Below are 25,560 nucleotides of genomic sequence, written 5' to 3'. Positions count from 1 at the left end.
ACGTATTCCGAAAGCTTTATGAATACGTTCAATAAGCCTAAGGCACATCCCAATACAACCATAAAAAACAGAACAGGTCCGGTTGAAAACCATACTTTACCTTATTGTTTTTATTCTTTTGCCGGTAACAAAACTTCGCCCTCCAATTGCGGGACGTATAGTTTCCACCTGGGGGCTGTTCATCCTGCAATTGCGGGCTACACAGCCCCCAACTGAAAAACGAAGTTTTGCCGATGGCATAACGGCATTTTCCCTAAAGCAAAAGAGGAAAAGGAAAGGGGCAAATGGCGATTAGTAAGGGGGAGTTTACTCTTTATGCCTGCATATCATAAACGATATTACGGCTTTTTCGAAGAATAAAGTGCTAAATGCCCCAACTTATTGGCAGAAAGAGGCTATTTGTATACAATCGGATAGAGTTTGCACTAGCCACCCCTACACACTGATAATAAGAATGTTATGAAGAAAAATATGCATTTCAAAGCAAATTCCGGGGTGTAGGCAGACACATTCCCTACACCTGCCTACACTCTTTTATACCACGATATACACCTGATAATCAACAAAGAAGAGCCATTGGTGTAGGATGTAGGCAAAGTATGATAAAAATATTGTTTGTATATTACTTGAACATCGGCTGTGCAAACCACCTCTTAAACATCCACGTCACCACAATGTAGAGTCCGAAAGCTGAAACAAAGCCCACAATCGCATCAATAAGGTAATGCGCCTGAATGTACACCGTTGCACCGCAAAGCAACAAATAGAACGGCAACAGGAAAGCAAACAGCCAGCGACTTCCACGCCACGCCATAATCATCAGGATAGTGGAAATACCCACATGCGAACTGGGGAAAGCCGCCGTGGGACGTTCGCCAATCTGTTGCGAACCCTCTACCAGATTGTAGAAGAACCCATGATCGTATCCCGGTCCGGGCAGCAACTCCTGATTATGGTTGAAGTAATCCCCAATGGAAGGGAACACTCCCTGCGCCACATTATCGTCCCCGATAGCCGGAAAATAGAACTGCGGACCTGCCACCGGAACAAAGATATAAACCAGATAATAGATAAAGAAAGAAGTGACCAGCACGAACGACAACTTCTCGAAGTATTGAAACCGATAGATAAAGTACCAGATTACTACAATCAGTATCATCGGATAGTAGAAAAAGTATCCCATATTGAACGGCTCACTCACCCACATATGCGGGAAGCGGAGGCAGAACCACACCGCCGGTTGTCCGCCGAACATCCACTGTTCTGCCGAAGCAAAAATATGGTCCAGGTTAGGGAATATCCGGTTAAACTCAAATGTATCGGGATACCAATAGGAAAGCAAAGACATCTGTATGGCTATGCGCACAAAGGCAGAGAACTTACAGGGTGCCAGCCGGTAAAGATACATCAACAGGAATGTCATACCGGCAATCATGGCACGGTCAATCAACATCTGTCCAGGATGATCCATTTCCTGAAAAAGAAACAAGATCAAAATAGAAGTCAACAAATTGTATATAAGTGTTATCTTCTCTACTGCAAACAACCCCTTCCGGGTTTCTACCTTTTTAAATAAATCTAAAGCCATCCCTCGTTCTTATACCAGGCAATGGTTTCCTTCACGCCTTGCTCCAGATTATACTGGGGCGCGAATCCCAACTCCCGGACAGCCGGGCCGATGTCACATTGCCAATTGCGTTGTTTCATTATGTTATACTTATCCGAATTGAGAGTGCCGGGCTTCTTGCTGCGCATCGCCCAGAAATCAGCGAGCAAAGATACAACTTTCAATATAATTAACGGGCATACCACCCGAATAACAAACGGATTACCCAATTCTTTCCTTATCAGGTCGGAAAAAGCGCGGCTACGGTACACCTGTCCGTCTGCCAGGAAGTAGGCGCGGCGGCATGCCTGCTTCTCGATGCCAAGAAACACAGCCTGCACAATATCTTTCACATAGATAAACGTCAGGTCCTGGCGGCGGAAGCCCACCGCAAAGTCTGTATGCTGCTTGATGGACTTAGCCATCAGGTAGTAATCTTTCTCACGCGGGCCGTAGACTCCCGTGGGGCGATAAATGACGTAGGGGAAGCCGGGGATGCTCTGCAAGTAGAGCTCGGCTTTGAGTTTGCTCAGTCCGTAGGCGGTATTGGGCATGGGAGAATCGTCCTCCGTAATGGGTTGATAGGTTTTCTCCCGGACGGGGCCGAAGACGCTCAGCGTACTGATGTAGATGAATTGTTTCGGTATCATGTTCAGTTCGCGGAGGGTATCGACAAAGTATTTCGTTTGCAGATAGTTCACCCGGTCAAAATCGCGCTTATCCGTGCACTTGGTGACGCCGGCGCAATGGATGATGTAGTCGAACTTATTATAGGTTCCCTTATGACCGGAGAGCTGTGCCCGCAGTTCGTTGGGATGCGCAAAGTCCAGTTCAAGGATGTGTATCTTGCGGTTGCGCAGATATTCGCGGCTGCTGCTGGAGCGGATACCCGCCCACACGCCGAACTTCTGCTTCAACGCTTCTTCTACGATGAAACTTCCGATAAATCCACTGGCTCCTGTAATTAATATACTCTCCATTATTTTCTGGGTTCTACATGAATATTAATCAGCGTTCCTTCGCCAAGCATTTCTTTTAGTTTATATTCAATGGCCGTAGCCGTAGCATGAGCTTCTTCCAGAGTAATCCCTCCATCCATACGCACATGTACCTCGATGGCGCAATAACTGCCGATGCGCCGTGTGCGAAGGTGATGTGGTTCACTGACATCAGGAAAAGAAAGCAGCGCTTGTTCGATATCCTTCTCCACTTCATCCGGCAAAGACTTTTCAAGCAGTTCGTCAACGCACGGGACCAGCAGTTGGACAGCTACCTTCATTATAAAGAGACTGACAATGACGGCAGCTATCGGATCGAGCACCCGCCAATGTTCTCCCAACAAGATTGCGCCTCCGATACCTATAGCCGTTCCTATAGATGAGAAAGCATCACTCCGATGATGCCAGGCATTGGCCACTACTGCCTGCGAATTCAGGCTCTTCCCCTTAATTACCGTATAGCGATATAGTATTTCTTTCAACAAGATAGAAACAAGGGCAGCAATCAATGCTACCATCCCGGGCGCTTCCAGTCGTTCTCCTTTTATAAAGGCATAAATAGTAGAAGAACCATTCCACAAAATACCGAAACCAACAAACAATAATACTACACCGATAATAGCTGTAGCCAACGTTTCATACTTCCCATGTCCATAATCATGACCCTTGTCCTGAGGTTTATTGGAAATACGAACAAATACGACGACAATGACATCCGTCACAAAATCGGATAATGAGTGAACCGCATCAGCCAACATCGCAGCACTATGCCCCAAAACACCTGCCACGAACTTAAAAATAAGTAGCATTAAGTTAACAACACTACCTACAATCGTTACTCTGTATATACCCTTTTCCCGGGAAGAAGCAGTTGCTACACTCATTTCATATTGATTATAAAGCAATAACGTCGCAAAGATATAAAATAAAAGCTATAATAGTATCTTACGGATACGAAAACCTTATCAGAGTTTATTTTAGATCATCTTAAGCAGTCTCAACCTAGTCGAAAACGGACAATAGTTCTTTTTTTTGAAAATAAATATGCTTTTAAGTTTCATATTACGCATATTATAGTATATTTGCATTTATTATTTTCGTATAACGAGAGAGGATAGAAGTTTTTCTTCAACAGAGGTTTCAGCTACCTCAATACTGCTCTCTTGCTTTATGAGCATTATGAACTAAAAACAACTCGCCGGCTGATGTTTTTTAATGGATTCATAAAAACACAAATAGCGCTGTGACGAAACAAAACTAACACAAATCGTTCTTATCTTTCAACCCAACGGCGACAAAGATCTTCTCTTCTTTATTCAGCATTTGTAATGAAAACATTGACAAATCTAAATAAACGGTTATCCCACACAATTATACTTCTTCTTCTCGAATGGAACTTTTATATTTAATGGAGAAGTGTACCTTTAACTTTAATATCAGAAATACATGAAATCAAAACTTTATTATCTCTTATGGTTATTCGCCATTATGCCATTAGCATTCTTCTCTTGTGACGACGACAATGAAATGGAAGAGGCAACTCTTGAAGTTTCTATGGATCCGGTTAACTTTGCCAAAGCCGGAGGTGAACAAACAGTTACTATCACGACCAATATGGATAAGTGGGTGGCAACCTCTCCACTGGAATCATCGTGGTTGACCCTGACACAAAGCGGAAATCAACTCAGCGTGAAAGCAAATATCAACACTGAAGGTGTAGAGCGCAAAGGCTATATCTTGGTAAACGCGGGAAGTGCCGCCGCCAAGATTAGTGTCATGCAAAGTGCAGGAGATGTCATCCTGAATATATCGGCTGAAAAAGTCGCTTTCGCAAAGAAAGGCGGTGAACAGCGCATAGACGTGGTAAGCAACGATGACTTCAAGGTTGAAGTTGACCAAGCTGCAAACACCTGGTTAACGACAACTTTTATGGAAGGTACTAACTACTTTACCATATCTGCCGGCATGAACTCCGGAGCCGATGAACGTACCGGAAAAATCTACATTACCGCCGGCAGTACAACCAAAGAAGTAACAGTATCACAAAATGGCGAAGAACTCATCCTACTCCCATTCTTTGCCAAGGAGCCAACCATCGGAAAGATTGCAGCCTACGAACAAGAACGCGGTAGCGTATTGATCAAAACACCTGATGGACTGTTCAATGCCGACCAATACCATTTCGCTACTGCCAACGAGGAATTCCCGCTAATTATTTATGCATGCGCGGATGCTTACTCCAACTATTCACAAGCGGCCACGGCTACCACGAACGGCGATCTTTGCAAAGGTGATAAATTCGAGAAATATATGACCACGCAAGGATTCGAGAAGAAAGGGGAAGGTCAGTATAATCATAAGGAGTTCCCGTATTCTGTTGCTATCACATTTGAGGATGGCGGTGCAACTATTCTCGCTACCTATGCCCCAAAACAGAGCCAGGATTATCCCACATTCTCCGAAATTCCTCTGAAACAACAGATGGAATGGACAGGCCTCTTTGAAGAAGAAATACATGGTGCGAAATACGCAGTTGTAGAGGATTGGGAAGCAAAAAAAGGTGCCACCCTCAATACTGAAAGCAGTAACCTTCCTGCCTTCGCATGGTTCGACCCAGCCAAGAGTGATGCAAATACCGTTGCACGTGCTTATTGGATAAATACGGAAGAAGATAAAGCTCCAGCCGAGTACATAAGTGAAATAAATGGAGCACGAGTACTTTATGATAAAATAGACTTAGTGATGTGGCAAGACGGCAACACATATCGTATGACCAAAGAGTTTGAGAAGCTGCTGGCCGATGCGGGATTCATCTACTTGAGTACCAGTTCAAAAGGCTATCTCAACTATGTTAAAGGTAATAATGCACTTGTCTTCAAAGTAGTACAATTCAGCGACTTTATGGTAGGAACGAGGCTGGTTGATTTCCAGACGTTCAAGCTAGAAGGTGGCACTTCCGCCGTATCTATATTGACCAATATGGACAAGCGCATCGAGTTCTTCAAACAAATGGAAAAGAAGATGCAGAAGCTGGAGAAAATACAGCCCCTGAAACACATAAAATAAGAAGAGCGTTCACACTGAACATCAATTAAGTTTATCACACTCTCCTTTTCAACTTTTCCCGCATGGGAGACAGAAGTCACCGGGAGAGTGTGATTCTCTTTTATTATCAAAACAGGTTTAACGACATTATGAAACATAGTATATGAAGAAACACCTATTTTATGCTCTTGGATTTATCGCATTGCTGTTGGGTGGATGCAGTCAAGATAACTTTATCGACCTAGAGGCAAACTCCCCAACCTCCGCAATATCAAAATCCAATAAAGAATTGCTGGGAAAAGGCATACCCGGCATTGCCTATATCAAAGTGCAAGATGCACTCCGGGATGAGATACAAAAAATATCCCCAAACGACATTTCACTCAACAGTGCGCCATCACCTATGGCTGCTACGCTGAAAAGCATCAAAGCCAACCATATCGAGCGACTCTTCACACCCGACCCGCGCTTCGAAAAACGTATGCACCGTGAAGGACTGGACCGCTGGTATATCGTCAGCTTTGATGAAAAGCAAGACCTTAAGCAGACTCTTACAGCTCTCGCCTCCAACCCCCAATTCGAAATTGTAGAAGAGGTATATGCACAGACTATCCCCACCACCAAAGCCACTTTCAGTGCATTTTCGCCAATCGTTACCAGAAGCGCCAACGAGATGCCTTTCAATGATCCGGAACTGAACAAACAATGGCATTACCAAAACTTCGGCGTCACGCCGCGCTCGGTGGAAGGAGCCGACATCAACCTTTTTGAAGCATGGAAGCAAACCACGGGAACCCCCAACGTAATCGTCTCTATAGTGGACGGAGGTATTGATGGAAGCCACGAAGACCTGAAAGACAATCTCTGGATAAACACAGGAGAGATTCCCGGAAACGGCATAGATGATGACGGCAATGGATTCATTGATGACGTATATGGATATAACTTCGTCTCGGACAAAGGAGAAATCACTTTGGACGAGGCAGGACACGGAACACACGTTGCAGGTACGGTAGCCGCACGAAACAATAACGGCATCGGTGTCGGCGGTGTTGCAGGTGGCGACGGCACACCCAACTCAGGCGCACGCCTAATGAGCTGCCAGATATTTGAAGGAGCAGGCGGGTCGGGACAAGGTGCCAGAGCTACGGTATATGGCGCCAACAACGGAGCCGTAATCAGCCAAAACTCCTGGGGGTATGACTATCCAGGGCCCGGCAGCATCCCCGCCAGCATACGCGAAGCTATAGACTACTTCATCAAGTATGCCGGCTGCGACAATGAGGGCAAGCAACTGCCCAATTCTCCAATGAAAGGTGGAGTAGTGATATATGCCGCAGGCAATGACGACAAAGATTACCTCAGCTACCCATCTGCCTATCCTCCTGTCATATCCGTCTCAGCCATGGCTCCCAACTGGGAAAAGGCATGGTACACCAACCGCGGAGACTGGGTAGACATCATGGCCCCCGGTGGTGATGAATTCTTCGCCAATGGCATGGTCTACAGCACTGTGCCTGCCGCCATATATAACGGAGAAATGTACGGATACATGCAGGGAACTTCCATGGCTTGCCCGCACGTTTCGGGCATTGCAGCTTTGATTGTCTCCAAACTAGGCGGCCCGGGCTTCACCAATGAAGAATTGAAGAACCGCCTGTTGGGTTCGCTACGTCCTGAGAACATCGACGTTCGCAATCCCAACTACGTAGGGCGTCTGGGCGCAGGTTACATTGACGCTGCCCGCACACTTGCCGAAAACAAGAATCAAAAGCCCGAAAATATATCCGATCTGAAAGCCGAATCGGAATATACGGGTATGACACTGAATTGGACAGCCGTAAAGGACGAAGATGACGGCACTGCCATCAAATACCAACTCTACTTCTCCGATAAACAATTAACGGCATCCAACTACAAGAGCCTCACTCCATTCAACATTAATGCCCAAGGATATAAACCGGGTGAAAAGGTTACTCACAAGATTTCAGACCTGAAGGAAAACACCACCTATTACGCCGCCGTCATTGCAGTGGACCGCTGGGGACTTGAATCGGACTTTGCAGCCAGTGAGTTCAAGACTTTAAAGAATGATCCGCCGGTAATCGGAGATGTGCCTCAAAATGCGATTCGAGTAAGCGGTGCGGAGGTCCAGAGCTTCACCGTGAAGATATCCGACCCGGATGGGCACAAGATATCTTATGACCTGAAAGGTGAAAACCGGGGCGTTTCGGCTGTACGGACAGATGACAATCTTAAGTTTACCATCCGCGCGGTTGCTCCTACGGGCAAGTATGATATCGAACTGGTGGTTACCGACGAGTTAGGAGCATCCACATCCGTAAAAATACCTTTTGAAGTATATGTTTACGAATCTCCGTTCCTCTCCAACAGCATACAAAACATGCTTATCGGCAAAGACGAGGCAGCCCGTGAAATTGACCTGACCCGGCATTTCACCTACCAATCGGGCAGCAAGGTGACTATCAGCGCCAGTTCATCCGACAATAACATCGTTACCGCTACCGTCAACGCATCTATCCTCATCATCAAAGGCAACAAGCCCGGACAAGCCTTCGTCAGCGTCAGCGTCTCCGACGGAAACGAAACGGCACAGACTAAGTTCCAGGTAAGTGTAGTGGCCAGCAGTGGCGACATTGTTTATCAAGTCTATCCGATACCCGCCACCACGGTGCTCAACGTATTGGTTAATCCGGAGATAAAGAAAGCGGAATTTACCATCCGTTCCTTATTCGGTGAGAAAGTATTCAGTAAGAACTACACCATAAACGGCACGGACCCCGTGAAACTCAACATACAGAAGTTATCAGCCGGCACCTATACGCTTGTGATGGAAAGCAACAAGGGTACTTATAAAAAGACTTTTGTCAAACAGTAAATCACTCAGAAATTATGAAAATCAGAAATATAATCATCTCAATGGCATTGCTCACCGCTCCGATGTTCGTCTTCGGACAGAGTCGTGCAGTACCTATGTTAGAAATAAATCCCGATGCCCGCGCAACCGCCATGGGTGGCAATCAATATGGCGAGGCTCAGACTATGATGATTTATTCCAACCCTACTTCTATCCTATACAATGAAGACGTATGGAATTTCTCTGCATCCACCCAAATCTACCCGTCGGCAGATGAGGTGGGACGTCTAATGTTCTACGGGGCTTCGGTATCCCGGCGTTTCGGCATTCACGGGATACATGCCGGTTTCCGCTACCTGGGAGGATACTCCATCCCTATGGATGGAGGGAAAGACCTGAAACCGGCTGACTGGTCTGTAGACGTAGCCTATTCGTTGCGTTTGTTCGACCACTTCTCGGCTTCCGTAGGAGCATCGTTCATACGGAGCAAAGTCTTCGAAGAGGCCAGCACCGTGGCATTCAATGTGGCAGCCTACTATCGCAACAGTTTCAACATGGGTATCAATGCCGACTATGTCATTGGGATAAATGCCGCCAACATGGGCCCCAATCTGGATTATGGCAAAAAATACAAGAAAACGAAACTGCCTGCCAACTTCGGCGGAGGAGGTGAGTTGGGATTGAACCTCAGCGAGAAGAACAAACTGAATATTTCACTGGCCGGACAATATTATTATTTGCCCGAAAAGGCAAAACTATTCACCGGCAACGTAGGTGCAGAATACACTTACGCCAAGATGATTTCTTTACGTGCCGGCTACAACTATGCCCAGCACGACTATAGTCACTTCGCCTTTGGCGCCGGTTTTGCCTACCATATGTTTCGCTTGGACGTAACCCACCAAAGGGGGATGGGCGGCAATGATGTCAACGTGACGCTCATATCGCTTAGTGCGAGCTTTTAAGTAATCGTTCCGACATACATTTAAATCCAAAAGAACGGGAGGTATGGGTATTTTTGCCCATACCTCTCATTCTTTCAGGACTTAAACAAACAACTTAACTAAAAATTTGTTTTCTTTGTAGCAGAGTTTCCGCGAGACAACCTCTCGCTCAACGATATACCATAGTATATGCAATCCAACAAATAACCATCATAATTATGAGCAAGAACAAAGAAAAGAAAGCTGGCAAGCGCATGAAAAAGAAAGAGCTTGTGAGCGCACTAATGGATTTTTTCCATTCAAAACCCGACGAAGTACTGTCCCTGAAATACATATTCGAACAACTTCACCTCACCACACATCCCCTGAAGATGCTGTGCAAGGACATCCTAAGCGACCTGTCACTGGACGACTACATCACCGAAGTGGACAAAAGCAAGTATAAACTGAACAACCACGGTGTAGAGATGGTGGGCACTTTCCAGCGCAAGAGCAACGGAAAGAATTCCTTTATCCCTGAAGGTGGCGGTGACCCGATATTCATTGCCGAACGCAACTCGGCGCACGCCATGAACAACGATAAAGTACGCATCTCCTTCTACGCCAAACGTCGCGGGCGCGAAGCCGAAGGCGAAGTCATCGAAGTACTGGAACGTGCCAACGACACCTTTGTAGGCACACTGGAAGTTGCCAACTCCTACGCCTTCCTGGTGACGGAGAACCGCACACTTGCCAACGACATCTTCATTCCCAAAGAGAAACTGAAAGGTGGAAAAACAGGCGACAAAGCCATTGTGAAAGTAGTGGAGTGGCCCGACAAGGCTAAGAACCCCATCGGACAAGTCATCGACATCCTCGGCAAAGCGGGCGACAACACCACCGAGATGCACGCCATCCTTGCCGAGTTCGGCCTGCCTTACGTCTACCCCGCTTCCGTAGAGAAAGCTGCGGACAAAATCCCTGCTGAAATCTCCGATGAAGAGATTGCCAAGCGCGAGGACTTCCGGGGCGTAACCACCTTCACCATCGACCCGAAGGATGCCAAGGACTTTGACGACGCCCTCTCCATCCGCAAGCTGAAAGAAGGTTTGTGGGAAGTGGGTGTACACATAGCAGACGTCAGTCACTACGTCACCGAAGGCGGCATCATCGACAAAGAAGCCGAGAAGCGCGCCACGTCCGTCTACCTGGTAGACCGCACCATTCCGATGCTGCCCGAACGCCTCTGTAACTTCATCTGCTCCCTGCGTCCCAACGAAGAAAAGCTGGCATACTCCGTCATTTTCGACATCAACGAGAAGGGCGACGTGAAGAATGCACGTGTCGTTCATACCGTCATCAAGTCCGACCGCCGCTTCACCTATGAAGAAGCGCAGCAGATTATCGAGACGAAAGAGGGTGACTTCAAAGAAGAAGTCCTCATGCTGGATACCATTGCCAAGGCACTGAGACAGAAACGCTTCGTGGCGGGAGCCATCAACTTCGACCGCTATGAGGTGAAATTCGAGATAGACGATAAGGGGAAGCCCATCAGTGTTTACTTCAAGGAATCCAAAGATGCCAACAAGCTGGTAGAAGAGTTTATGCTCCTTGCCAACCGCACCGTAGCCGAGAAGATAGGCCGTGTGCCCAAGAACAAGAAGCCCAAAGTATTCCCTTACCGTATCCATGACCTGCCCGACCCGGAGAAACTGGATAATCTGGCGCAATTCATCGCCCGCTTCGGCTACAAGCTGCGCACCAGCGGAACCAAGACGGATGTTTCCAAGTCCATCAACCACTTGCTGGATGATATTCAGGGAAAGAAGGAAGAGAACCTCATCGAGACCGTATCCATCCGTGCCATGCAGAAAGCGCGTTATTCCACGCATAACATCGGTCACTACGGACTGGCATTCGATTACTATACGCACTTCACCTCGCCCATCCGCCGTTTTCCGGACATGATGGTGCATCGCTTGCTGACCAAATATCTGGATGGCGGACGCAGTGTTTCCGAAAAGAAGTACGAGGATCTCTGCGACCATTCCAGCAACATGGAACAGATTGCAGCCAATGCCGAACGTGCTTCCATCAAATACAAACAGGTGGAGTTTATGACGGAGCGTCTGGGACAAGTGTTCGACGGTGTCATCTCCGGCGTAACGGAGTGGGGACTGTATGTTGAACTGAACGAGAACAAGTGCGAAGGTATGATACCTATCCGCGATCTCGATGATGATTACTACGAGTTTGATGAAAAAAACTACTGTCTGCGCGGACGCCGCAAGCACCGCACGTATAGTCTGGGGGATGCAATTACAATTAAAGTGGCACGTGCCAACCTGGAAAAGAAACAGTTGGACTTTGCACTGATGTAAACGAGATTACTTAAACAAATGATAATTTACCAGGATATGCTGGTAAATTATCATTTACTATACTGCACATTCTACTGATGAACCACATTTATCCTCACACACAGATATTCCCCCTGTAAGCCGTAGGTGACATCCCTGTGTGGTGCTTGAAGTACCTGCCCAGATACGACTGGTCCGGGAAGTTAAACTGGTTGGCTATCTCCTGTATGGAAAGCGCCGTGGAGTGAAGCGTCACTTTGAGTTCAAGTATCACATAATCGTCTATCCACTCCTTCGCCGTGCAACCCACCGTTTGCTGAATCGTCTTACTCAGATGCCGGGTGGTGACACAAAGCTTATCCGCATAATAATCCACCGAGCGTTCTTCCCTGAACGATTCTATGACGAGCGCAATAAACCTGTCCTTCAACCGCCAGCGCAGATGGTTCGATTTAGTTTGTTGATAAAGTCTCTCCGACTGGTTGCAGATTTCATAGAACAGCATCCGGCAGCAATAAATAACTAGTTCACGCTGATACACATTTCCGCCGTCTGCCGACTTCTGCTGCAGGAGTTGCAGGTAATGGCTGCGCATCCCGTCCCACGCTTCAGCCTGGAACGAGCTATAGTTATGTTCGCGCAGGAAAGATACTTTGTCCGAAGGCAGCGAGTAGAAAATCTCATGCCTGAATTGACTGGAGAAGGCGAAAACAGCCAGTTCCAAATCGTCCGTGGCATCTTTATAGAACACAATCTGCCCGGGGAAGACAAGAATCACACTCCCGGTAGCCAGTGCATACTTCTGCTGATTGATGTAGAGCTGTACTTCGCCTTGCAGGCAGAACAGGAATTCACCGTTTTCCATTCGGCAGGGATAAGAAAGCAGGTTCGCTCTCCGGCGGGTGTGCAATAGGTATTCTTCAGGCATAAAGTTCCGTTTTTGAAGTACAAATATACTATTCGGGAATCTACAATACAAGAAAATCCCACTTTTTGAACAATCCGTTTCGAATATTGAACCGTGGAGAGGCGGGAAGAAGCAGTAACTTTGCGGCAACAATAGAATGGGGATATTCAGTAAATGATAAGTGATTAGTGATTAGTGATTAGTGATTAGTGGGCTGCGCCATTATTCCGCATGGCGCTTATCACTAATCACTAAACGCTAATCACTAAACAAAGCTCCGCTTCGCTAAATTATCATTTACTGAATGAACCTAATAAAGAAAACAATATGGTAAAAAGAGAACTGACAGCCCGTTATCTATTTTTCATCATGGGCTTATTTGTAAATGCATTCGGTATTAGTTTAATTATTAAAGCAAACCTGGGATCATCGCCCATATCGAGCCTGCCCTATACATTGAGTTTAAAATTCCCCGTCACACTAGGACAATTCACACTCCTGCTGAATGCCCTGCTGATAGCCGGACAAATATGGCTCCTGAAAAAGGACTTCAAGAAAGAACAACTCCTGCAAATACCCGTGGCAATACTTTTCAGCTTCTTCATAGATTGCTCCATGACATTGCTGGGAGACTTTGCTCCTGCGGGATACGCCTCGCAGATACTATCACTGGTGGCCGGCTGCGCAATACTTGGTTTAGGAGTGAGCATAGAAGTGATAGCCAACGTGGTGATGCTCTCCGGCGAAGCCTTTGTGAAAGCCATCACCCTACGCACAGGGAAAGAGTTCGGAATCACCAAAATCGGTTTTGATACAACGTTGGCGCTCCTGGCCTGTGCAGCATCCCTCCTATTAGCAGGCACCATAGAAGGCGTACGCGAAGGCACGATAATCGCCGCACTGATTGTAGGCCTTTTCGCACGCTTCTTCAACCGCCGGCTGGGCTTTATCAATAAAATGATTACCTTTGCGCCGGATAAAACACCCATTCAGCCTTATGAAAACAATCGCAATCACCGAACCGACGGAAATTGAAGCAATCATCCGCAAATGCCCTTACTGCATGGTGGGCATCACCGACCTAGAAGGCAACCCCTACGTGGTTCCCATGAACTTCGCCTACCGCGATGGAGTAATCTATCTGCACTCCGGCCCCGAAGGCAGCAAAGTGGAGATGGTCGAACGCCGTCCGCGCGTCTGCATCACCTTTTGCGAAGGACACGAACTGGTGTACATGCACCGGCAGGTGGCATGCAGCTATAGCATGAAGTCGCGCAGCGTAATGTGTTGGGGCAATGTCCGTTTCATCGAAGACATGGATGAAAAACGGAACATACTCGACATCGTCATGCAGCAATACGTCGATTACGAATTCAAATACAGCGAACCCGCCGTGCGCAACGTGAAAGTATGGGAAGTCAAGGTGGAGAAAATGACGTGCAGATCCTTCGGGCTGCGGCCGAGTGAAGTATAAACCCCTCACCTCCAAATCTTTACATTATCATATTCTTTCTAATGGAGAACTTCACAATCGCCATCGCCTGGATGCACGCAAAGGGGATATCCATCGGCTCGTGGTGTGGATTGTAACTCACCAATTTGATACAACCTGCCACATCCGAACGGTTCACGTACTTCACCACCAGATATTCGTCTCCATCGGTGTTGAATGAAACCAGATACATCTCTCCATAAACCACATTACTAAAGCTACTGATTTCCTTGATACCTATGATATCACCTGATTTCAGAATAGGATACATGCTGTCTCCACTGATGTAGAGCGCACCATCGCACACCGGAATGCCGGGTATTTGTATTTTGGCCACCACATACTGCTGCTTGTCGGCAAGCATAGTTTTCAGATTGGCAGCAGCGGTGATGTCATATAACGATATGCTGCGATTATCTAAAGCCTCAACCGCTTTTGGTTTGTGTATCATCTCCACCTCGCCCTGCATCATCCCACTGTTGCATCTTTTCGCCTGATGCACAGGAGTTCCTTTGCCTACCAACAACCAGTTGTAATCCACATCCTTCATTTTTCCCAGCAACAACGGGAAATCGATACTGTTTCGGGCACACCAATTGCTCAGGGTAGAGCGGGAGACACCAAGGTAGGCAGCCAATGCCGCATCATTCCTCAGGTTCAACACAGTCTTGGCACGTTTCACTATTTCCGAAACATTCAATACTAAGTCCGATTCTTTCTCCATAATATTATTGTATATAAGTCAAAATGTGATAACGGTTCATTTACAAGCCATTACGTATTTTCTGAAAATTAATTGCTAAAACTATTTGGGTTGTATTCGAAAACAATTCTATATTTGCAGTGGCAAAAGTAAGCAAGTTATTTTTATATTGCAAACAAATAGAGAAGAATTATGAAAAACAAACATTTCAGGTTTCGAAACAGAGAACCGACCGCAAGATATATAGATGCAAGGCGTAGCATATATAGATGCAACACCTTGGATATATAGATGCAACACGCTGGATATACAGATGCTACACACAGGATATATAGATGCTACACGACAGATATATATACTCAGTCAACAGGATATACTTACTAAGACCATCTCATTATGGAACAGATACTTACCACTACCCTACACACTTGTAGATATTGCCTGAAGGAACTTCCTGCCGAAGCCTTCTACATGGACAAACGCACCCAGCGACCGGAAAGTTGCTGCAAAGCATGCCGCAGCGCCGCCTATAGAAAACGCTACGTAGATTCACACTTCGTGAATGTCACCTCGCACACTCCCCTCCTAATCACCGACATACAAGATCGGAAGCAGCGTATGACCCTCATCCTGCATGCCCTCCAAGTGGTGAAAGAGAGCGTAATCCGCAAACGAAGAAAGCTCATCGAAGCTGACCTTAACCAAGAATCATTAATTATGCGAATCAGTAGTTGAAACAGATTTATAACTGATAAGAAACGAGGCAAATGATAATTTAGCGCAGCCTAAGGAGACGAATGATGATTTAGCGCAGCCCAAGCCTGAAAGGCTTTCATCTTATAGCCCGGGGCAACGCCCCGGGAATGAATTGTACCCCACAATCTTACGCCCTGTAAGGGCAAAAGCCGTTGTGTGCTGTTATGCCCTTACAGGGCGCAGGGATAAACCCAACTCAATTCCCAGGGCGTTGCCCCGGGCTATAAGATAAAAGGCTTTCAGCCTTGAGCTGCGCAATAATGCCTGCTTAGTTCAAAACCCTATAAAAAGGAGTTAATTTCAACTCTTGATTCGCATTAATTATTAATCATTAAAAACAATCACCATGTCCAGAATCAAAAAACGAGGACTCGATTACTTCCCCGTCGACATCGACTTCATGAACGACCGCCTCGTGCGCCGCATCATGAAGCGCGAAGGCGAAGGCGCCCTCGCCACCTTGATGTGCGCCTTCTCTTGCATCTACGGCGGCGAAGGCTACTATGTCCATGCCGACGAACTCTTCTACGACGACCTCTCCGCCAGCCTCTACAATCAGTCGGCCGCCGACGTGAAACGCATCCTCGGCCTCGCCATTGAGTATGGTATCTTCCACCCCGGCATTTTCAGCCAATACGGCGTGCTCACCAGCAGAGAAATACAAAGCCAATACCTCTTCAGCACCAAACGTCGCAAGTCCAGCGTTATAGACGAGCGATTCCGCATCAGCAACGGAAGAAAGGTGGAGGAAGAGGAGGTGACTGCAGAAAAGACAGAAGAAGAAACCAAGGAAGAGCTCGAAGTTGTTATGACTGAATATCAATACATTACTTCCGGCAAACAAGAAATAGCTTCTTCCGGGAAGAATGAAATGGAAAAGAATAATGTAACATTTAAGTCCCAAAATGAAACATCCGGTACACATAGCATAGCACAGAATAGCATAGCACAGAATAGAAAAGAATATCCCCTCCTCAATAGTTCCCCCGGCAGGGGAACTCAGAACGCGGACCTGAAGTCCGCGGAGGAAAGGGAGGAGGAGATTCTTTTTTCACAAAGAGAAGTGGGCTCAGAAGATGCCGTACCCAGAGAAATGCCTTCAAAAGAAACATCCTGTAGCCGCCCGCCCCGCAAGGAATGGACCGATGACGACATCTCACGCCTGCAACCGCCCCAAGACGGACTAAAACGCAATCTGGACGGACTAGTCTTTAATCTCCGACAGCACCACATCACACAGCAGGAACAGTACGCCATCATCCTCAAGAGCAACTTCGGCATTATCGGACATCCCCTCTGGAAAGGTTTCTTCGACCTGCGCGAAAGCCACGGGAAAATACGCTTCCCGGGAAAGTACCTGCTGAGCTTGTGCGTAAAATAGGGTAGGCTGCACAACGTAAACAATTCAAAAACACTTTCTGATAAAAAACGGATATATTCATTTCTTAGTTCACAAGCAAAGCCTTATCTTTGCAATATGGTTAAGCTTAAGACACAAACAATAAATATTTCATTAACAATTTAAAAACAAATTCAAATTATGCCAGTATTTTATAAACCAGCCCAATCCATTTTGGAAAACAAAGCCGGCAAGAAACTATTTTACCCGCGCATTGTGCTAAAAGGCAACGTAACTACCAATCAGATTGCTCGTGAGATTGCGGAATACTCTTCCCTCTCCAAAGGCGACACTAAGAACACAATCGACAACCTGGTGAGAGTAATGACCACTCATCTGCAATCTTCAGAAAGCGTCACCCTGGATGGCTTCGGCACGTTCCGCATGACCATGAAATCCAACGGTAAGGGCGTGGAAATCGCCGACAAGGTTTCGGCAGCACAAGCCACCCTGACGGTGCGCTTCCTGCCCAGTTACACCAAGAATCCCGACCGCACCGTAGCCACCCGCTCCATGGTGACAGGCGTGAAATGCCTCCCCTACAACTCCAAAGTAACCGGAAGCGGTTCCGGCGGTGGAAGCGGCAGTGGCGGTGACGACGGACTCGAGGATAATCCGCTGGGCTAAAACACCAGGAAAACAGAAGAGACGCGGAGACACAGAGCTTCCCAGGGATAACAGAGCAAAAAGCACTGTACCTCCGCAACTCACCTACGCTCAACAACACGTACACAACGATAATACTACGACTTAACCAAACTATTCACTGTTTTACTAACTAAACTATTTTAATCCAAAAAGAATCATGAGAAGTATCAACTTAATTGTGGTGCATTGCAGCGCCACCCGGGCAGATCATGCCCTTACGACAGAAGAACTGGAAACCATTCATCGCCGTCGTGGCTTCCGTGGCATCGGCTACCACTATTACATCCGCCGGGATGGCACCGTAGTCAACACCCGCCCCCTAGAACTTATCGGGGCACATGCAAAGGGGCACAACGCTCATTCAATCGGTCTTTGCTACGAAGGTGGACTGGACTGCAACGGACAGGCTGCGGATACCCGTACACCGGAACAACGCAGTGCGCTGCGGTTGCTGGTGCACCAGTTACTGAAACGGTTCCGGAACAGCTATGTCTGCGGGCATCGCGACCTCAGTCCGGACTTGAATGGGAACGGGGTGATAGAGCCGGAAGAGTGGGTGAAGGAATGCCCGTGCTTCGAGGTGAAGAAGGAACTATAAACAATTAAAATATTAAACATTATGAAAATAAGTAAGAACACTTGGAAGACCATCCTGAAGGTAATTGTCACCGTGGCTACAGCCATTGCCGGGGTACTGGGAGTGAACGCCATGACACCTTAAGAGGCAATCCGCTACCCCAATGCAATAAGATGCTATGCATTGGGGTAGTCTCCCGACAAGAGAAAGAATAACCAATTATCCAATTCACTTTTATATTTATACAGCAATGACAAATCATAAAATTTACTATCTGCTAATATTTTTCCTGCTCCCGTTTTCTTTTTTAGGAGCACAAAGTGGAGTAGCTGACCAATTACTGAAAGCTACATTCCATCCCAGCCCACAATCTGCCGCCTATGCCCGCTATGGGGAATATCCGGTGGATCATTCTACAGGAGTTCCTAAAATAGAAATTCCGATCTATACACTGAATACCGGAGACTATGAACTCCCTATCTCTGTTTCATACCACGCTTCGGGTATCAAAGTACTGGATGTTTCCGGTCCCGTAGGACTGGGATGGACGTTGAATGCCGGAGGGATGATAGCCCGTACGGTATGCGGAATGCCGGATTTCGAAGGTTATAACTACCGGATGTTCTTCAAAAGTAAGGCAGATGTAGAGAAACGGCTTTCGGAATCAGCCATGGAAACAAGATTGTGGAACCGTGCATTTGCAGGCGTTCCCGAATACGATTCCGAATCAGACCGATACAGCTATAACTTTGCAGGTAAAGCCGGTATATTCCGCTACAATGTTTATAATGAAGTTCCTTTTACCATCCCTCATGAACCGATAAAAATAGAGAGAACAAGCAAGGGATATGAGGTAATTGATACCGATGGCACGACTTATTACTTTGAGGCAAAGGAATCATGCACTTCGCCCCAAATGAACACCTATACCAGTGCCTGGTATCTGACCAAGATAGAAACAGCAGGCCGCAAGAATGTGATTACCCTTTCATACACCACAGGAGATAGTTATATTATAAGATATCGCTCTCAGTTTCTGCACAAGGGGAATGTTATTACCTACAGTGAGGGAGTGGGACAACAATATGTCGCGAATGAAACCACCGGCAATTTTGGCGGAGATGTATCTATGCCAACCTACTCATACCGAGTCCCCATGTTAAGTTCCATCAGTTGGAACAATGTCAATATAACTTTCAGTTATGCCAAAGACAGGCTGGACACGCAGAAAGAGCGTCTAACCTCTATTACGGTAAAAGACAATAATTCAACCGTCAAGCATGTTACTTTCAATAATAATGCATACTTCGGCGACCGTTCCTCCAACTACAGGATGAAACTTAGCAGTCTTTCTATGAAAGGAAACGCAACCAATGCCATAGCCGACAACTATACATTTTCGTATGACACATCGACACCTCCGGAGCATTACAATGCTTCCAACGCAGGAGGCTCTTCAAGTTCCTATTGCCGTGAAGACTATTGGGGATATTATAATGGAACACAGAGTTATAATATGATTCCCAATGGTGTATTTCCTGCCTCAAATCTGGCAAATCGAAGTGCTTCTCCTTCACATATGCAGATGTGTCTTCTTAAGACAATTCAGTACCCGACAAGAGGTAGCACAACCTTCAATTTTGAAACCAACCGGACTGGCACTTATTCATACATAGGTGGATTGCGGGTTGCGGAAATTATAAATAAAGACCACAACGGCACTATCTTAGAGCAGAAAACTTATGAATATGGGCAAGGAGAAGCTACAATGGAAATCTCAAACGAGTTGTTCGCCTATGATGATTATTTCCATTATTTTATACGACAAGGAAATGGAGCATACCAATCCAGGAGCCGCTTGCACCAAATTGCCGTGGCTTCACCCATCCTTCCCCTCACCGGTTGGAGCGGCAGTCCCATCTTTTACAATGAAGTGACAGAATACAAGGGGATAAAATCGTCTAACGTAGGAAAAACAGTTTATAAGTTCACACAAGACTTTGAAAGCAGTTATCCCGGGGCAGAGGAGGAAGATGTGCCTGTCCCCGTACCTTTACGTTTCTACTCCGGTCTTTACAATAATGACGAAGGTACAGTTCCGGCTCTGCTGAAAGAGAAGACTTTCTATAAGAACAATAATGGCACTTACGTCAAGCAGTTGTCGGAAGAATATGAATATACAGAACTCGTACCTCCCAATGATTCCATCTCTATCGGCGTGCGGTTAGGAAGAATGGGAATAGGGGTAATCTATTACGAAGATATAGACTTCAGCTGTGCACCCTATAGTGATTTGGACGAATATTATAGTTCCATCGTATATACTAATGTACGCGGTTACAGGAAACTGCGTAAGCTGACAAGTTTAAAGACAACAGATTATGAACGAAACGTAGTCGCAACCCGTACTTATCAGTACGACCCTCAACTACGCTGCTTGCAGCCGATAACAGAAACCGCAACTAATAGTGACGGGGATAATTATATCACCAAAACCTATTACCCCTTTCAGCAGACCGGAACAGTTTATAGCAATATGATTGCAAAAAATTATGTGGATACTCCTGTAAAGAAAGAAAAGTATTGCAACTCTACCTTGTTATCTACCGACCTTACTACCTACCAGCAAGTGGGCGACAAGTTTCTGCCAGCTAACATCAGCCAGCAGAAAGGCAATAATGCAAACAGGGTGCTGGTACGCTACGAGAAATATGACAGTAAAGGAAATCCGCAATACCTGACTACGTTCGATAACCGGAAAATTGTCATTCTATGGGGATACAACTACCGTTATCCCATAGCACGCATAGAAGGATTGACCTATAGTGAAGTAACGGCGAAAGTAAGCGAAAGCACAATTTCGTCAATAGCTTCCGGCACTGCTCCCACTCAGGCACAACTGGATAACATACGCTCCTCCCTATCCAATGCATTAGTCACTACTTATACTTATGCCCCTTCTGTAGGAATAACCACAGAGACTGCGCCGAATGGACATAAAAAGACCTATTCTTACGACGTAATGGGACGCCTAAGTCAAATAGCCGACACCAATGGGACAGTAGAGACTTATCAATATCAGTATAAACAGTAATACAACAGAATGAATATGAAACGAATTTATTTATTATATCTATTGCTGCTGCTTCAGGCAGCGGCAGGACATGCTCAGGATAATTCTCAAAACTACATCCTGACCCGCACCATGCTTAAATCCGACACAAAGTCTTACTTGAGCAAAGTGGTTTATTATGATGGATTAGGTCGTCCGTTCCAGACAGTGAACAAGGCGATAGAAAACACTGATAAAAGAGGAGTGTCTCTTGCCACCCTGCAAGAATATGACACTGCCGGGCGAGAAACGAAGGCCTGGCTTCCAGCAGTTATAACCTCTGACTATCTTGCTCCGGCCAGTTTCAAGAGTAGTGCGCCCGGCAGTCACAGCAATGACTCTCGTCCTTATCAAGAGGCTGTTTACGAGGCTTCTCCACAAAACCGCATTGTGAAGCAATATGGCGCAGGGGCAGACTGGCACAGCGGACATCCGGTTGCAATGGAGTTTATGGGCAATAGCGCAACTGCACAGTTACGCTGTACCCGATATAAAGTAACTTCGACAGGTGCTTTAGAGGCTTCGGGAGACTATGCTAACGGTACACTGAACGTAACCCGCACAACGGATGAAGATGGAAATGTGTCCTACACGTTTGTGGACAAGATAGGGCGCACACTACTTGAACGCAGAATGAACGGCAGCGAAGCGCTTGATACTTATTATGTATATGATAACTATGGAAATCTGTGTTATGTATTGCCACCGGCTATAAATGGTAATATCAGTACCGATAACCTGAATCTTTATGCGTATCAGTATGGGTACGATGGATTTAACCGCTGTGTTCGGAAGAAACTGCCTGGAGCACAATATATCGAATATGTATATGACAATTCCGACCGCCTGACGTTCTCGCAGGATGGTAACCAACGTACTTTGTCCGCCCACAACTGGACCTATTATAAGTATGACCAATTGAACCGTCTAACCGAACAGGGCTTGTGCACCAACAAACTGACGACCTCCGGAACCACCGTACACATCATGAACTATTATGACAGCTATAGTTTCATTGGGAGTCAAGGTTTTACCAGTAGTAACTTCTCCACAGATACATCCGGCTACGGCAAAGGCGCTTTGACAGGGCAAATGGTGGCAGGCATAAACAGTAATCCCGTCTGGAAAGCTTTCTACTATGATATTCGTGGGCGTGAAGTAAAGCGTGTGGAAAGTAACGGCATGAACGGCTATGATGTGACTACGACTTCCTACAGCTTCACTAACAAACCGCTGACCCTGACCCATGTGCACACTTCAGGAAGCAAAAGTCTGACAGAACTCTATACCTACAGCTATGACTACGCCGATCGACTATCAAAAGTGCAACACAAACTGGACAACAATGCCATCGTCACCCTTGCCGAATATATCTATAATGATCTTGGTCGCATGGAGCAGAAAAAGCTGGGTGGAACTGCGCACAGTTCGACCTATTCCTACAACATCCGTAGTTGGCTGACCCGCATTACGGGTGGCAAGTTCACACAAACGCTAACCTACAACAACGGTACTGCCGGCTACAACGACAACATCACCGCAATGGACTGGACGGCAGACGGTGACAGTCACAGCTATACTTTCACCTACGACGGTTTGAGTCGACTGCTGAATGCCACCCACGGTGCAGGTCGCTTCACTGAAAAAGTGACTTCGTATGACAAGAATGGCAACATCAAAGGATTGCAACGCTATGGGCAAACTTCTTCGTCAGGCTATGGCCTGATCGACAATCTTTCTTATACGTTGAACGGTAATCAGTTGAACCGTGTGGACGATGCAGTGAATGCCTCTGCTTATAATGGAGGTTTTGAATTCAAAGACGGTGTGAAACAGGCAAACGAGTATACCTATGACAATAATGGCAATTTAACTAAAGATTTAAACAAAGGAATCACCGGGATTCAATATAATTGTTTAAATTTGCCAAGTAAGGTCATATTTAGTGACGGGAGTACGGTTACCTATGTTTATGCAGCGGATGGAACGAAGCGACATACGGTACATACGATAGGCAGTGCGACTACCACTACGGATTATTGCGGCAATGTGGTCTATGAAAACAATACAGCAAAACTGTTGTTAACTGAAGAAGGATACGTTTCTTTGAATGATAATAAATACCACTATTACTTAAAAGATCATCTGGGAAATAACCGGGTAGTCGTGGATCAGAATAGTAACGTGGAAGAAACAAATCATTATTACCCGTTTGGCGGTATCTTTGCAAGTACAGGTAATATTCAACCTTACAAGTATAATGGCAAAGAACTTGATACAAAGAAGGGGCTGAATTGGTATGACTATGGGGCGAGAATGTATGATGCAGCACTGGGAAGATGGCATGTTGTGGATCCAATGGCTGAAAAGTATTACTCTCTTTCTCCTTATATCTATTGTAATAACAATCCAGTAAATGCAATTGACTCAAATGGGGAGAAAATAGTTTTTGTTAATGGTTTCTTAGGTTTTGGCTCACCAACTGGAGATGCGGTATATTGGGGAGGCACAAATAGTAGTTTTGTCAGAGGAGCACAGGTTTTTTTACAAGATAAATCTACTTATTTTACAAATATTGAATATAACTATTGGCGTAGTTCTACTTTCTTACGCAATTTGGATGGATATAATTATGCAAAGGAAAATTATTCTCAATTAATAGATGGAATGAACTCAAAGAAGGATGTATTTCATTTTATATCTCATAGTATGGGTGGTGCCTTCTCTGAGGGGATGGTTAGATACCTTGAAGAACAAGGGTGGACTGTCAATACAGTGTTTCATTTAAATGCATGGCAGCCTACTGAATTGTACGGTGTAAAAGGACCTCTTCGCGTTGATGCTACGATAACGAATGATTGGGTACAAGGTTTAAGTCTTCCAATTAGTGGTAATCGTGATATTCCAAATGCGGATTATAAAATAAGAAAAAAGAGTACAAAAGAATGGAAGTCTATACATCGAGACTTAATTGATGATGGAGACCTTTGGAATATCAATAACGAGAAGAGTTGGAACGACGCTATGTCGTTGATACAAAAATGGATACAGCAAAACCCAAATATAAAAGTAAATGGAAACTAAAACCCTTTTCAGAATATTATTAATTATTTTAGGATTCTATGCCTTAGGATTCCAGTTTGTGAATTTCATTTTTGGAACTACGGTTTGTAAATGCTCAAATGATTATATATTATTTTTTTGCTATAAAATTGAAGGTATATTTCATTTATTTTCTATCTTAATTTACATTTGGTTTATTTTCTATCAAATAATTATGATACAAAAGAGAAGCTTAGATTCCATCCATAGAAGGACAACATCCAAATTGAACAAATATTTTATCCAAAAAAATAGATTAAAAAACTTTGTTAGAATACCGTTGATTGTACTTGGAATAGGTGCATTAGGCTTTCAACTTTATCATTTAGTTTTCACGACCATGATTAAAATAAGTACATTTGGGATAAAGGATTGTTTTATAGGAGAATTTGTTCCGCATATCTTATCTATAGTAATTTGTATTTGGTTTATTCTACATAAATGGCAATCTTTAGAATTGAAATAAAGATATTTCCTTAGATAGATAAATTAAAGCCAACTAGTCCATTACGTCCAGATGGATATGTTATCCAGCTGTCATTAAGTATTAGCATTTCCTAATCCGCACTAAATTCAGAATCCTTGCCTGCACAGATGCACATCTGTAAAGGCAAGGATTATTTATTGCTCCCCATACCTTTACACTTATACTCCATCTTTACAATAATGATAAAGGGATAAAAGACTTTCTATAAGAGCGACAATGACACTTACATCAAGCAATTGTCGGGAGAATATGAAAAATACGCCATGAACGGTTACGACCTGACTACGACTTTCTACAGCTTCACTAACAAACCGCTGACCCTGACCCATGTGCACACTTCAGGCAGCAAAAGCCTGACAGAAGTCTACACCTACAGCTATGACTACGCCGACCGACTGTTGAAGTTACAGCACAAACTGGACGGCAATACCATCGTCACCCTTACCGAATATACCTATAATGATCTTGGTCACATGGAGCAGAAAAAGCTGGGTGGAACTGCGCACAGTTCGACCTATTCCTACAACATCCGTAGTTGGCTGACCCGCATTACGGGTGGCAAGTTCA

Annotated in this window: 18 protein-coding genes and 1 pseudogene; 14 read left to right on the top strand and 5 right to left on the bottom strand. The window is 45.5% G+C overall.

Annotated features, from left to right (window positions below; all coding sequences use genetic code 11):
* Window positions 1-622 precede the first annotated feature (622 nt).
* From HMPREF9447_RS12685 to HMPREF9447_RS12675, 3 genes are read right to left on the bottom strand one after another with little or no spacing between them, the layout of a single operon-like run.
* Window positions 623-1,588: a phosphatase PAP2 family protein gene (locus HMPREF9447_RS12685; RefSeq protein WP_009130141.1), complete on the bottom strand. Its 966-nt coding sequence runs from the start codon at window positions 1,586-1,588 to the stop codon at window positions 623-625.
* Entirely contained in the window at window positions 1,579-2,586 is a 1,008-nt protein-coding gene (locus tag HMPREF9447_RS12680) for an NAD-dependent epimerase/dehydratase family protein (RefSeq protein WP_009130140.1), read from the bottom strand. Before HMPREF9447_RS12680 ends, HMPREF9447_RS12685 begins: the two co-directional genes overlap by 10 nt.
* Window positions 2,586-3,488: a cation diffusion facilitator family transporter gene (locus HMPREF9447_RS12675; RefSeq protein WP_009130139.1), complete on the bottom strand. Its 903-nt coding sequence runs from the start codon at window positions 3,486-3,488 to the stop codon at window positions 2,586-2,588. The genes HMPREF9447_RS12680 and HMPREF9447_RS12675 overlap by 1 nt, the downstream gene beginning before the upstream one ends.
* A 562-nt stretch (window positions 3,489-4,050) precedes the next feature.
* Between HMPREF9447_RS12675 and HMPREF9447_RS12670 the strand changes: the two genes are divergently transcribed.
* The 4 genes from HMPREF9447_RS12670 to rnr all read left to right on the top strand — a co-directional run bounded on the left by HMPREF9447_RS12670 (window position 4,051) and on the right by rnr (window position 11,831).
* Entirely contained in the window at window positions 4,051-5,670 is a 1,620-nt protein-coding gene (locus tag HMPREF9447_RS12670) for a BACON domain-containing protein (RefSeq protein WP_009130138.1), read from the top strand.
* 142 nt (window positions 5,671-5,812) lie between these two features.
* Window positions 5,813-8,548, top strand: coding sequence for a S8 family serine peptidase (locus HMPREF9447_RS12665; protein WP_009130137.1), 2,736 nt, complete (start codon window positions 5,813-5,815; stop codon window positions 8,546-8,548).
* A 14-nt stretch (window positions 8,549-8,562) separates the two neighbouring features.
* The gene (locus HMPREF9447_RS12660; RefSeq protein WP_009130136.1) at window positions 8,563-9,492 is read left to right on the top strand and encodes a PorV/PorQ family protein; all 930 of its coding nucleotides are present in this window, start codon (window positions 8,563-8,565) and stop codon (window positions 9,490-9,492) included.
* 197 nt (window positions 9,493-9,689) lie between these two features.
* Window positions 9,690-11,831, top strand: a complete 2,142-nt coding sequence (gene rnr, locus HMPREF9447_RS12655; RefSeq protein ID WP_009130135.1) for a ribonuclease R — start codon at window positions 9,690-9,692, stop codon at window positions 11,829-11,831.
* 94 nt (window positions 11,832-11,925) lie between these two features.
* On the opposite strand, the gene HMPREF9447_RS12650 is transcribed toward rnr, so the two are convergent.
* Window positions 11,926-12,738 carry an AraC family transcriptional regulator gene (locus HMPREF9447_RS12650; protein WP_009130134.1) on the bottom strand — a complete coding sequence of 271 codons (813 nt, stop codon included), beginning with the start codon at window positions 12,736-12,738 and terminating at the stop codon, window positions 11,926-11,928.
* 306 nt (window positions 12,739-13,044) lie between these two features.
* Between HMPREF9447_RS12650 and HMPREF9447_RS12645 the strand changes: the two genes are divergently transcribed.
* Complete coding sequence (locus HMPREF9447_RS12645) at window positions 13,045-13,752, top strand: YczE/YyaS/YitT family protein (RefSeq protein ID WP_009130133.1); 708 nt, start codon at window positions 13,045-13,047, stop codon at window positions 13,750-13,752.
* Window positions 13,715-14,191: a pyridoxamine 5'-phosphate oxidase family protein gene (locus HMPREF9447_RS12640; RefSeq protein WP_009130132.1), complete on the top strand. Its 477-nt coding sequence runs from the start codon at window positions 13,715-13,717 to the stop codon at window positions 14,189-14,191. Before HMPREF9447_RS12645 ends, HMPREF9447_RS12640 begins: the two co-directional genes overlap by 38 nt.
* Window positions 14,192-14,210: 19 nt before the next feature.
* On the opposite strand, the gene HMPREF9447_RS12635 is transcribed toward HMPREF9447_RS12640, so the two are convergent.
* The gene (locus HMPREF9447_RS12635; RefSeq protein WP_009130131.1) at window positions 14,211-14,933 is read right to left on the bottom strand and encodes a LexA family transcriptional regulator; all 723 of its coding nucleotides are present in this window, start codon (window positions 14,931-14,933) and stop codon (window positions 14,211-14,213) included.
* Window positions 14,934-15,308: 375 nt separating this feature from the next.
* Between HMPREF9447_RS12635 and HMPREF9447_RS27820 the strand changes: the two genes are divergently transcribed.
* The 8 genes and pseudogenes from HMPREF9447_RS27820 to HMPREF9447_RS28805 form a co-directional block, all read left to right on the top strand.
* Window positions 15,309-15,647, top strand: coding sequence for a hypothetical protein (locus HMPREF9447_RS27820; RefSeq protein WP_009130130.1), 339 nt, complete (start codon window positions 15,309-15,311; stop codon window positions 15,645-15,647).
* Window positions 15,648-16,014: 367 nt separating this feature from the next.
* Window positions 16,015-17,049, top strand: coding sequence for a DUF4373 domain-containing protein (locus HMPREF9447_RS12625; protein ID WP_009130129.1), 1,035 nt, complete (start codon window positions 16,015-16,017; stop codon window positions 17,047-17,049).
* Window positions 17,050-17,208: 159 nt separating this feature from the next.
* Window positions 17,209-17,694: an HU family DNA-binding protein gene (locus HMPREF9447_RS12620; protein ID WP_009130128.1), complete on the top strand. Its 486-nt coding sequence runs from the start codon at window positions 17,209-17,211 to the stop codon at window positions 17,692-17,694.
* Between the two features lie 178 nt (window positions 17,695-17,872).
* Window positions 17,873-18,313, top strand: a complete 441-nt coding sequence (locus tag HMPREF9447_RS12615; protein WP_009130127.1) for an N-acetylmuramoyl-L-alanine amidase — start codon at window positions 17,873-17,875, stop codon at window positions 18,311-18,313.
* A gap of 21 nt (window positions 18,314-18,334) precedes the next feature.
* The gene (locus HMPREF9447_RS28470) at window positions 18,335-18,436 is read left to right on the top strand and encodes a smalltalk protein (RefSeq protein ID WP_009130126.1); all 102 of its coding nucleotides are present in this window, start codon (window positions 18,335-18,337) and stop codon (window positions 18,434-18,436) included.
* Between the two features lie 106 nt (window positions 18,437-18,542).
* Window positions 18,543-21,386 (top strand): RHS repeat domain-containing protein, encoded by a 2,844-nt coding sequence (locus HMPREF9447_RS12610; RefSeq protein ID WP_244267611.1) that lies wholly within the window; start codon window positions 18,543-18,545, stop codon window positions 21,384-21,386.
* A gap of 9 nt (window positions 21,387-21,395) precedes the next feature.
* Window positions 21,396-24,488: an RHS repeat domain-containing protein gene (locus tag HMPREF9447_RS28920; protein ID WP_009130124.1), complete on the top strand. Its 3,093-nt coding sequence runs from the start codon at window positions 21,396-21,398 to the stop codon at window positions 24,486-24,488.
* A gap of 768 nt (window positions 24,489-25,256) precedes the next feature.
* Window positions 25,257-25,560 (top strand): annotated as a pseudogene (locus HMPREF9447_RS28805) (RHS repeat-associated core domain-containing protein); the annotation flags it as partial.

This window comes from Bacteroides oleiciplenus YIT 12058 (assembly GCF_000315485.1).
Taxonomy (GTDB): Bacteria; Bacteroidota; Bacteroidia; order Bacteroidales; family Bacteroidaceae; genus Bacteroides; species Bacteroides oleiciplenus.
This window is presented reverse-complemented; position numbering and strand designations above follow the sequence as displayed.

Excerpts from the sequence above, each read along its gene's own strand:
- HMPREF9447_RS12610 (WP_244267611.1), top strand. The coding sequence starts at position 18,543 with ATGACAAATCATAAAATTTACTATCTGCTAATATTTTTCCTGCTCCCG.
- HMPREF9447_RS12670 (WP_009130138.1), top strand. The coding sequence starts at position 4,051 with ATGAAATCAAAACTTTATTATCTCTTATGGTTATTCGCCATTATGCCA.
- HMPREF9447_RS28920 (WP_009130124.1), top strand. The coding sequence starts at position 21,396 with ATGAATATGAAACGAATTTATTTATTATATCTATTGCTGCTGCTTCAG.
- HMPREF9447_RS28470 (WP_009130126.1), top strand. The coding sequence starts at position 18,335 with ATGAAAATAAGTAAGAACACTTGGAAGACCATCCTGAAGGTAATTGTC.
- HMPREF9447_RS12660 (WP_009130136.1), top strand. The coding sequence starts at position 8,563 with ATGAAAATCAGAAATATAATCATCTCAATGGCATTGCTCACCGCTCCG.
- HMPREF9447_RS12635 (WP_009130131.1), bottom strand. The coding sequence starts at position 14,933 with ATGGAGAAAGAATCGGACTTAGTATTGAATGTTTCGGAAATAGTGAAA.
- HMPREF9447_RS12640 (WP_009130132.1), top strand. The coding sequence starts at position 13,715 with ATGAAAACAATCGCAATCACCGAACCGACGGAAATTGAAGCAATCATC.
- HMPREF9447_RS12675 (WP_009130139.1), bottom strand. The coding sequence starts at position 3,488 with ATGAGTGTAGCAACTGCTTCTTCCCGGGAAAAGGGTATATACAGAGTA.
- HMPREF9447_RS12625 (WP_009130129.1), top strand. The coding sequence starts at position 16,015 with ATGTCCAGAATCAAAAAACGAGGACTCGATTACTTCCCCGTCGACATC.
- HMPREF9447_RS12645 (WP_009130133.1), top strand. The coding sequence starts at position 13,045 with ATGGTAAAAAGAGAACTGACAGCCCGTTATCTATTTTTCATCATGGGC.
- HMPREF9447_RS12620 (WP_009130128.1), top strand. The coding sequence starts at position 17,209 with ATGCCAGTATTTTATAAACCAGCCCAATCCATTTTGGAAAACAAAGCC.
- HMPREF9447_RS27820 (WP_009130130.1), top strand. The coding sequence starts at position 15,309 with ATGGAACAGATACTTACCACTACCCTACACACTTGTAGATATTGCCTG.
- HMPREF9447_RS12685 (WP_009130141.1), bottom strand. The coding sequence starts at position 1,588 with ATGGCTTTAGATTTATTTAAAAAGGTAGAAACCCGGAAGGGGTTGTTT.
- HMPREF9447_RS12680 (WP_009130140.1), bottom strand. The coding sequence starts at position 2,586 with ATGGAGAGTATATTAATTACAGGAGCCAGTGGATTTATCGGAAGTTTC.
- HMPREF9447_RS12615 (WP_009130127.1), top strand. The coding sequence starts at position 17,873 with ATGAGAAGTATCAACTTAATTGTGGTGCATTGCAGCGCCACCCGGGCA.
- HMPREF9447_RS12650 (WP_009130134.1), bottom strand. The coding sequence starts at position 12,738 with ATGCCTGAAGAATACCTATTGCACACCCGCCGGAGAGCGAACCTGCTT.
- rnr (WP_009130135.1), top strand. The coding sequence starts at position 9,690 with ATGAGCAAGAACAAAGAAAAGAAAGCTGGCAAGCGCATGAAAAAGAAA.
- HMPREF9447_RS12665 (WP_009130137.1), top strand. The coding sequence starts at position 5,813 with ATGAAGAAACACCTATTTTATGCTCTTGGATTTATCGCATTGCTGTTG.